Here is an 8,355-nt window from a genome sequence, read left to right as displayed (position 1 = left end):
TGGACGAGCGTCTTCGCCGACGAGATCGTGGTGCAGGCCGAGAACGACCACACGATCGTCGGCATCACGGCGGCGATGCTCCGGCCCACGGGGCTGCACAAGTTCGCGGAGCGGTTCCCGCAGCGCGTCTTCGACGTGGGAATCGCTGAGCAGCACGCCGTCACGAGTGCCGCGGGTCTCGCCTTCGGCGGGCTGCACCCCGTCGTCGCCCTCTACGCCACCTTCGTCAACCGCGCCTTCGACCAGGTGCTGATGGATGTGGGGCTCCACCAGGCCGGCGTCACGTTCGTGCTCGACCGCGCCGGCATCACCGGCCCCGACGGGCCGAGCCACCACGGCATGTGGGATCTGGCGCTGCTGCAGATCGTGCCGCGCATCCGTCTCGCCGCGCCGCGCGATGCCGAGCGCCTCCGCGAGGAGCTCGCCGAGGCGGTCCGGGTGACCGACGCGCCCACCGTCATCCGGTTCCCGAAGGGCACCGTGGGGCGCGAGCTCCCGGCGGTGCGACGCATGGGCGACGGTGTCGACGTGCTGCGCGACGACGAGCGCGGCGACGTGCTCATCGTCGCCGTCGGCACCATGGCGGGCATCGCCCTGGAGGTCGCCGACCTGCTCTCGGCCCAGGGCATCGGCGCGACGGTCGTCGACCCCCGGTGGGTCGTGCCCGTGCCCTTCTCGGTCATCGAGCTCGCGGATGCCCATCGCCTCGTCATCACGATCGAGGACGGCGTGCGCGTGGCCGGCATCGGCACGCGTGTGCGGCAGGACCTCCGCGACGCGGGGGTCGACACGGCGGTGACCGAGCTCGGCCTGCCGGATGAGTTCATCGGCCACGCGAGCCGCGACGAGATCCTGCGGAAGGTCGGGCTGACGCCCGCCCAGATCGCGGAGGACGTGGTGGCGCAGGTGCGCGGAGACAAGATCCCCATCGCCCGGCCGATCAGTGACGATCCGGATGCCCCGAAGGCCTCGGACGCCGACACCGGCCCGTTTCAGCGGGTGATGCGGTAGCGCGAGGCGATCGCCCCGCTCGGCAGCACCTCGGTGCCGCTCACCTCGAGCACGCCGGTGGCGGTGCCGACGGGCAGCAGGGGAGTGCCGGCGCCCAGCACGACGGGCATCGTGGTGAGCACGATCTCGTCGAGCAGCCCGGCATCGGCCACCTGTGCCGCGACCTGGCCGCCTCCCACGATCCAGATGTTGCGCCCCTGCGCCGCCTCGACCCACTCGGCGTGCAGGTCACGCACGTCGCCGTGAGCGAAGCGGATGTCGCCGCCTTCCATCCGGGGCAGGTCACGCCGGGTGAGCACCCACGCGGTCTGCTCGGGGTAGGCCCAGGCATGGCCCTCGGCGCGCACCCATTCATAGGTCTCCGAGCCCATCACGACCACGGCCACCTCGGCGAGAAAAGCCTCGTAGCCGGCGGTGAACTCCTCGAACCCGAACTGCATCAGCCAGTCGAGCTTCCCCTCCCGATCCGCGATGAACCCGTCCACACTCGAGGCCACGTAGTACTGCGTCGTCGTCGTCATGCCCCGAGCCTACGAATGCCCACCGACACCAGCCGATGGGCATTCGTGCGGCGTCAGCCTAGGTGCACACGACCAGGTCGGCGACGGCGGAGTTTAAGCTCTCCGTTCCACCGAGGAGCACGACCTTCGAGGCGCCGAGGTCGTCGATATGACGTGCGACATCCTGGGGAATGCAATCCGTGTGCGCCAGGTAGATCGGAGATCCCGTCGTGGCGGCGATGACGGCCCCTGAGAGCGCATCAGGGAAGGACACGCCTGTTGCGAGGTACACGGTGTCGGGTCTCGTGGCACCCGACACCGGGAAGGCATCTCGTGCCACCGCTGCCGACACCTCGAATCGATCAGCACCGGTCAGGCGCTTGGCCTGGGCGAAGGTGGACCCCACCTGCGCCTCGATCGACGTCGAGATCGTGGCAGGGCCTCCGACGAGCGAGGTCCGAGTGACTCCACGCGACTGGAGCAGATCGATCTCGGCAACAGTCATGGCCGCGGCAGCCCCGTCGACGAGCAGGACGGGGGCTTTGAGATTGGCCGCGGCGGGGCCGGCTGCGAGGGCATCCGGGAAGACATTCCCGCTGGCGATGTAGGCCTTCGTGGACGGCTGAGCTCCGAAGCTCGGGTCTGTGATCAGGAAGCGTGACACCTCATATCGATCCACCCCGTAGACGCGCTTGACGGTCGTGGCGAACTTCGCGAGCTCCGTCTCGACGGCAGAAGAGATCGTGTCGGTGCCCCCGACGATGACGATCGCGTGCGGCTGAAGGCGGGCCAGTTCTGCGAGAGTGACGTTGGGAACACTGCCGGCTCGCGTCAGCAGGAGAGACGCGTTGCGTTGCGCGGCGATCGCAGAGACGCTCACCGCGTCGGCGAACACCTCGCCGCTCGCTACGTAGACCACCTGGGGCCCGGTGGGGAATGCGTATCTCGAGATGTTGGCCGCGACGTCGTAGCGATCGGATCCGGCGATCCGGGTCGTGGTCACTCCTTCGAGGCTCACGGCGTCGTCCACATCCACATGGCACGTGGCTTGCGACGTCGTTCCGAGAGTGGAGGTCAACTGCACCGTGAAGTCGTAGCTGCCCTCAGCCGACGGCGTTGCGGCGTAGTCGGCGTACCAACTCGCGTTCACGAGCTCGGCGCCCGCCGGCAGCGCGCCGGAGGTGATCGAGGCAGTGAATCCGCCCCCGTGCTCGGTGTCGTACAGCCGTTCGGTGACGTGGGTGCCGATCGTCTGCTGCCCAGGTGGACAGAAGGGGACCGGCGGGGTGCCGTCGGCGGCCGAGGCCGGGGACAACCCGGCCAAGGAGAGCGCCGCGGCGACGGTCGCGGTGAGGAGAGTGGAGAGAACGCGTCGGGAATTCTCTCGGGTCGGTCGGTGATCGTCCATGCGTCGAGTCCTTGAGTCGGTCGTCGGGTGAAGAGATCTCCCACCCTGGACCACAAGCCCATCGACGTGTGAGGAGTACTTTCTACTCACGGAAACACGAATGCGCCCGGCTCGAAGGAGACCGGGCGCATTCGGAGAGGTGGCGGGAGTGTCAGTCGACTCCCCCGATCGGCGGGGTGTGGAAGGTGCCGCCGAAGGCGCGCTGGGAGGCACCGACGCGGTCGAGGTAGGGCGTGAGGCCGCCCATCTGGAAGGGGTAGCCGGCGCCGAGGATGAGGCAGAGGTCGATGTCCTCCGCCGCGTGCACGACGTCGTCCTCCAGCATGCGGTGCACCTCGTCGGCGAGGCCGTCCTCCACGCGGCGGAGGATCTCCTCCTCCGTCATGGGGGTGGTGCCGCCCGAGACGATCTTCACGGCCTTCTTGTCGAAGCCGGTGATCTTGCCTTTGCCGTCGCGGTCGAAGATCCGGCCGTGCTCCGCCAGCGCGTGCAGGTTCGCGCTCTCGAAGAAGCGGTCGGGGAACGCGGCGTGGTGTGTGTCGAGCACGTGCGCGCCCACCTTGAGCCCCACGAGCTCGAGCAGCTCGAAGGGCGTCATCGGCAGGCCGAACGGATCCAGCGCGCGGTTCATGACCTCGAACGACGTGCCCGTGTCGACGGCGTGAATGGCCTCGCCGAGCACCTTGGCGAGGATCCGGTTGACCACGAACCCGGGGGTGTCGCGGGTGATGACGGCGTTCTTCTTGAGGTTCTTGGCCACGACCATGGCGGTGGAGAGCGTCGCCTCATCCGTCGCCGGCGTGTTCACGACCTCGATCAGCGGCATCACGGCCACCGGGTTGAAGAAGTGGAAGCCCACGAGCCGCTCCGGATGCGCGAGCTTGGCACCGATCTGCTCCACCGAGAGCGACGAGGTGTTGGTGGCGAGCACCGCGTTCTCGGAGACGTGCTTCTCGATCTCGGCGAAGACGTCCTGCTTCACACCGAGCTCCTCGAACACGGCCTCGATCACCCAGTCGGCGTCGTTGAAGTCGGCCTTGTCGGTGGTGCCCGAGACGAGGGCGTTGAGGCGGTTCGACTCGTCCTGCGAGATGCGGCCCTTACCGAGGAGCGTCGCGATCTCGCCGCGGATGTAGTCGAGGCCCTTGTCGACCCGCGACTGGTCGAGGTCGGTGATCACGACGGGCACCTGGAGGCGGCGCACGAACAGGAGCGCGAACTGCGAGGCCATGAGGCCGGCACCGATGATGCCGACCTTGGTGACGGGCTTCGCGAGCGCCTTGTCGGGAGCTCCCGCCGGCCGCTTGGCGCGCTTCTGCACGAGGTCGAAGGCGTAGATGCTGGCCCGGAACTGGTCGCCCGCGATGAGGTCGGCGAGAGCCTCGTCCTCGCGCTCGAAGCCCTCCTCGGCGGTGCCCGACTTCGCGGCCTTCAGCAGGTCGAGCGCACGGTACGGCGACTTGGCGACCGTGCCGATGCGGCTCTCGAGCATCCTGCGGGCGATGCCGACCGCGGCATCCCACTTCACGAGACGCTCGACCTTGCCCGGCTCGTTCGGCCGCTTCACCTTGACGGCGCCCGAGAGCACTCCGTCGGCCCAGTTCAGCGAGTCCTCGAGGTAGTTCGAGGGGGAGAAGATCGCGTCGGCGATGCCGAGCTCGAACGCATCCTGAGCCTTGAGGGTGCGGTTGTTCTTCAGCGGGTTCTCGATCACGACCTTGAGGGCGTTCTCGATGCCGATGAGGTTCGGCAGCAGGTAGGCGCCGCCCCAGCCCGGGATGATGCCGAGGAAGACCTCGGGCAGCGCGACGGCGGCGGCCGACGAGTCGATCGTGCGGTAGTCGGCGGCCAGGGCCACCTCCACGCCGCCACCGAGCGCGAGACCGTTGATGAACGCGAAGCTCGGCACGCTGATCTGCTTCATGGTGCCGAACGCCCAGTGGCCGAGCTGCGCCATCTTCTTGGCCGCATCACGGCTCGGGATGTCGCCCACCCGGCTGAGGTCGGCTCCGGCGGCGAGGATGTACGGCTTGCCGGTCACGGCGACCGCGTGGATCTCGCCCGCCGCAGCGCGCGCCTTGAGGCCCTCGAGGGTCTTCTGGTACTCCAGCAGGCCCAGCGGGCCGAGGGTGGAGGGTCGGGTGTGGTCGCGCCCGTTGTCGAGCGTGATCAGCGCGAGCGTCTTGCCGCTCTTCAGCGGCACGTCGCGCACGTACGAGTGGGTGACCACCTCGTCGGCCGAGAGCGCCTCGAGGTCCGAGAAATCGATCGTGGAGTAGTCGGTCATCGCTTCTTCGCCTTCTTGTTCCAGTTCGGGTTCTCCCAGATGACGGTGCCGCCCTGGCCGAGGCCCACGCACATCGCGGTGAGGCCGTAGCGCACCTCAGGGTGCTCCTCGAACTGCCGGGCGAGCTGGATCATGAGACGGACGCCCGAGGAGGCCAGGGGGTGGCCGATGGCGATGGCCCCGCCGTACTCGTTCACGCGCGCGTCGTCGTCGTCGATGCCGAAGTGGTCGAGGAACGAGAGCACCTGCACGGCGAACGCCTCGTTGAGTTCGAACAGCCCGATGTCGTCGATCGAGAGCCCCGCTTTGCGCAGCGCCTTCTCGGTCGAGGGCACCGGTCCGATCCCCATGATCTCCGGCTCGACGCCCGCGAAGGCGAACGAGACGAGCTTCATCTTGACCGAGAGACCGAGCTCCTTGGCCGTGTCGGCACTCGCGAGCAGCGACACGGTGGCGCCGTCGTTGAGGCCGGACGAGTTGCCCGCGGTCACCCGGCCGTGCGGCCGGAACGGGGTGCGGAGGCCGGCGAGGCCCTCCATGGTCGTCTCGGGGCGAGGCGCCTCGTCGCGCGTGGCGAGACCCCACCCGGCGGCGCTGCGCACAGCGACGGGCACGAGGTCGGGCTGGATCTTGCCGGCCTCGTAGGCGGCGGCGACCTTCTGCTGGCTGCGCAGGGCGTAGCGGTCCGAGCGCTCCTTGGTGAGCTGCGGGAAGCGGTCGTGGATGCGCTCGGCGGTGTTGCCCATGTTGAGGGCCTCCCCGCTCACGAGCCGCTCCGCGAGGAACCGCGGGTTGGGGTCGGCGTCGAAGCCCATCGGGTGCCGGCCCATGTGCTCGACGCCGCCGGCGATCACGAGGTCGTAGGCGCCGAAGGCGATGCCGCCCGCGAGGGTCGTGACGCTCGTCATGGCGCCCGCGCACATGCGGTCGATGGCGAAGCCCGGCACCGACTGGGGGAGTCCGGCGAGCAGCGCCGTGGTGCGGCCGAGGGTGAGCCCCTGGTCGCCGGTCTGCGTGGTCGCCGCGATCGCGACGTCGTCGATGCGGTCCTTCGGCACATTCGGATTGCGCTCGAGCAGACCGGTCATCGCCTTCACGACCAGGTCGTCCGCTCGGGTCTGCCAGTACATGCCCTTCTCGCCCGCGCGCCCGAACGGGGTGCGCACTCCATCGACGAAAACGACTTCAGATCTTTCGGCCACTATGCCTCCTGGGATTGGATCGGATTCGATCCTAGAAGAGGCCCCTGACCGCGAGGAATCGTTTGATTCTTTCTACGACTCGGCGATCGGCGGCGTCTCGCCCGTTTGGCGGGCTTCCACAAAGGCCTGCAGGATCGGCTGTGCATTCAGCTCAATCTGCCAGGGCCGCGCTCCGAGCGCTGCGAGCTCGTCCTGCACCGTCTCGAGCGTCAGCGGCTCGACGCCTTTCCAGGCGAGCCGCCGCAGGAAGTCGGGCGTCAGCAGGTTCTCGAGCGGGATGCTGCGCTCCTCCGAGACCGCCGTGAGGGCGGCCCTGGCGTTCTTCAGCCGCACGTCGGCCTCGGGATTGCGATCGGCCCAGCTCCGCGGGGGAGGCAGCGTGTCGGTCGCCCGCCGGTGCACAGGGATGTCGTCGGTCGCGAGGGCCCGCTCGATGGCGGCCCACCAGCGGTCGATCTCGCTGCGGCTGGCGCGGCCGGAGAACTGCTTGAGGCCGGCGAGCTCGCGGCGGGAGGTGGGCAGGGCGCGCGCCGCGACCATGAGCGAGGCGTCGGGCACGAGGCGGCCCGGCGCGGTGTCGGTGGCGCGCGCGAGCTCGTCGCGCGCGAGCCACAGCTCCCGGGCGGCGGCGAGGTGCTTGTCGGGCCGCAGCGCACTCACACCGGTGAGGCGGCGCCAGGGCTCGGCGAGGGGAGCCTTCTCCTCCTTGGCCACCACGGCGGCGAACTCCTGGGCGGCGATCTCGAGCTTGCCCTGCTGCTCGAGCAGCACCGCCATCGAGTCGCGCAGGTCGATCAGCAGCTCGACGTCGAGGGCCGCGTACTCGAGCCACGAGGCCGGCAGCGGCCGCGTCGACCAGTCGGCCGCCGAGTGCTCCTTGGCGAGGTGGATGCCGAGGAGGTCCTCCACCACGGAGCCGAGACCCACCCGTGGGATGCCGAGCAGCCGCGCGCCGAGCTCGGTGTCGAAGACCCGCACCGGATCGAGGCCCACCTCACGCAGGCACGGCAGATCCTGGCTCGCCGCGTGCAGCACCCACTCCTCGTCGCCGATCACCGACTGCAGGGGAGCGAACTCGCCGATCGCGGGCGGGTCGAACAGGAAGCTGCCCGCCCCACGGCGGTAGAGCTGGATGAGGTAGGCGCGCTGGGAGTAGCGGAACCCGCTCGCCCTCTCGGCGTCGACGGCCACGGGGCCCTCGCCGAGCGCGATGGCCTCGACCGCGTCGTGGAACTCGTCGACCGTCGAGATCACGGTGCGCACGGGCACCTCCGGCAGCTCCGGGGTCGGGATGCCGGCCGGCTGGTCTGTGGTGTTGTTCTGCTTCTCGTCAGTCACGTCGCGCTCGTCTGGTCTGCAGCATCGTCACGCCATCGACGACGGGTGGCAGACCGGCCAGCATGCAGAGGAGTTCGCTCCAGCCCTCGACATGGGCCTGGAGGTTGTGGTCTGTGGGTGTCCAGGAGGCACGGAGCTCGATCTGAGCCCCGTCACCCTGACTGGACAGCTCGCCGAAGCCGGTGGAGATGATCTTCGTGGCGGTGCCGGATGCGTTCGTGTAGTTGGCGCCGCGCGCATCCAGCGCATCGACGAGCCATGACCATGCTACGTCGGCGAGGAACGGATCGAGTCCGATCTCCGTCTCGAGCGGCGCCTGCGCGAAGCACACCACCCGGAACTCGCCGCCCCAGGCCTCCGGTCGCTCGGCGTCGTGGAGCAGGATGAACCGTCCCGTGCCGAGCTCGGAGTCGGCCCCGTGCCGAGCCGGGTTCACGTCGGCCGCGAGAGCCACCGAGTGCGGCGCGAGCTTGGCGGGCGCCGGGATCTCGTGCACGACGAGCTCCTCGCGCGTGTCGGCCCGCCGCAGCGAGTCGAGGGCCGCACCGAATGCCGCGGGAACATCCGGGATGAAGGGGGAATCGGACACGTGTGCAGACTAGAGTTCTT

Annotated in this window: 7 protein-coding genes; 1 reads left to right on the top strand and 6 read right to left on the bottom strand. The window is 69.3% G+C overall.

Translation table 11 applies throughout. The features are described 5' to 3' along the window. The coding region (locus tag Q0D57_RS01090) for a transketolase C-terminal domain-containing protein (protein ID WP_291036834.1) at window positions 1–1,011 on the top strand (1,011 nt) is incomplete at its 5' end. Here the strand turns inward: Q0D57_RS01090 and Q0D57_RS01085 are convergent. The 6 genes from Q0D57_RS01085 to Q0D57_RS01060 form a co-directional block, all read right to left on the bottom strand. Further along, window positions 993–1,532, bottom strand: coding sequence for a dihydrofolate reductase family protein (locus tag Q0D57_RS01085; RefSeq protein WP_291036833.1), 540 nt, complete (start codon window positions 1,530–1,532; stop codon window positions 993–995). The two genes, Q0D57_RS01090 and Q0D57_RS01085, sit on opposite strands and share 19 nt — an antisense overlap. A gap of 58 nt (window positions 1,533–1,590) precedes the next feature. Further along, complete coding sequence (locus tag Q0D57_RS01080; RefSeq protein WP_291036831.1) at window positions 1,591–2,919, bottom strand: cell wall-binding repeat-containing protein; 1,329 nt, start codon at window positions 2,917–2,919, stop codon at window positions 1,591–1,593. 151 nt (window positions 2,920–3,070) lie between these two features. Then, window positions 3,071–5,206: a 3-hydroxyacyl-CoA dehydrogenase NAD-binding domain-containing protein gene (locus Q0D57_RS01075; protein WP_291036829.1), complete on the bottom strand. Its 2,136-nt coding sequence runs from the start codon at window positions 5,204–5,206 to the stop codon at window positions 3,071–3,073. Continuing rightward, window positions 5,203–6,408: a thiolase family protein gene (locus Q0D57_RS01070; RefSeq protein ID WP_291036827.1), complete on the bottom strand. Its 1,206-nt coding sequence runs from the start codon at window positions 6,406–6,408 to the stop codon at window positions 5,203–5,205. Before Q0D57_RS01070 ends, Q0D57_RS01075 begins: the two co-directional genes overlap by 4 nt. Window positions 6,409–6,480: 72 nt before the next feature. Further along, a complete protein-coding gene (locus Q0D57_RS01065) occupies window positions 6,481–7,677 on the bottom strand; it encodes an HRDC domain-containing protein (protein WP_291036987.1) in 1,197 nt (398 codons plus the stop codon). 61 nt (window positions 7,678–7,738) lie between these two features. Continuing rightward, on the bottom strand, window positions 7,739–8,335 hold the full coding sequence (locus Q0D57_RS01060) for a DUF3000 domain-containing protein (RefSeq protein WP_291036825.1): 597 nt from the start codon (window positions 8,333–8,335) through the stop codon (window positions 7,739–7,741). Between the last annotated feature and the right edge of the window lie 20 nt (window positions 8,336–8,355).

Source organism: Herbiconiux sp. (genome assembly GCF_023264895.1).
GTDB lineage: Bacteria > Actinomycetota > Actinomycetes > Actinomycetales > Microbacteriaceae > Herbiconiux.
This window is presented reverse-complemented; position numbering and strand designations above follow the sequence as displayed.

Coding starts and splice junctions, on each gene's coding strand:
- Q0D57_RS01085 (WP_291036833.1), bottom strand. CDS start 1,532: ATGACGACGACGACGCAGTACTACGTGGCCTCGAGTGTGGACGGGTTC.
- Q0D57_RS01080 (WP_291036831.1), bottom strand. CDS start 2,919: ATGGACGATCACCGACCGACCCGAGAGAATTCCCGACGCGTTCTCTCC.
- Q0D57_RS01075 (WP_291036829.1), bottom strand. CDS start 5,206: ATGACCGACTACTCCACGATCGATTTCTCGGACCTCGAGGCGCTCTCG.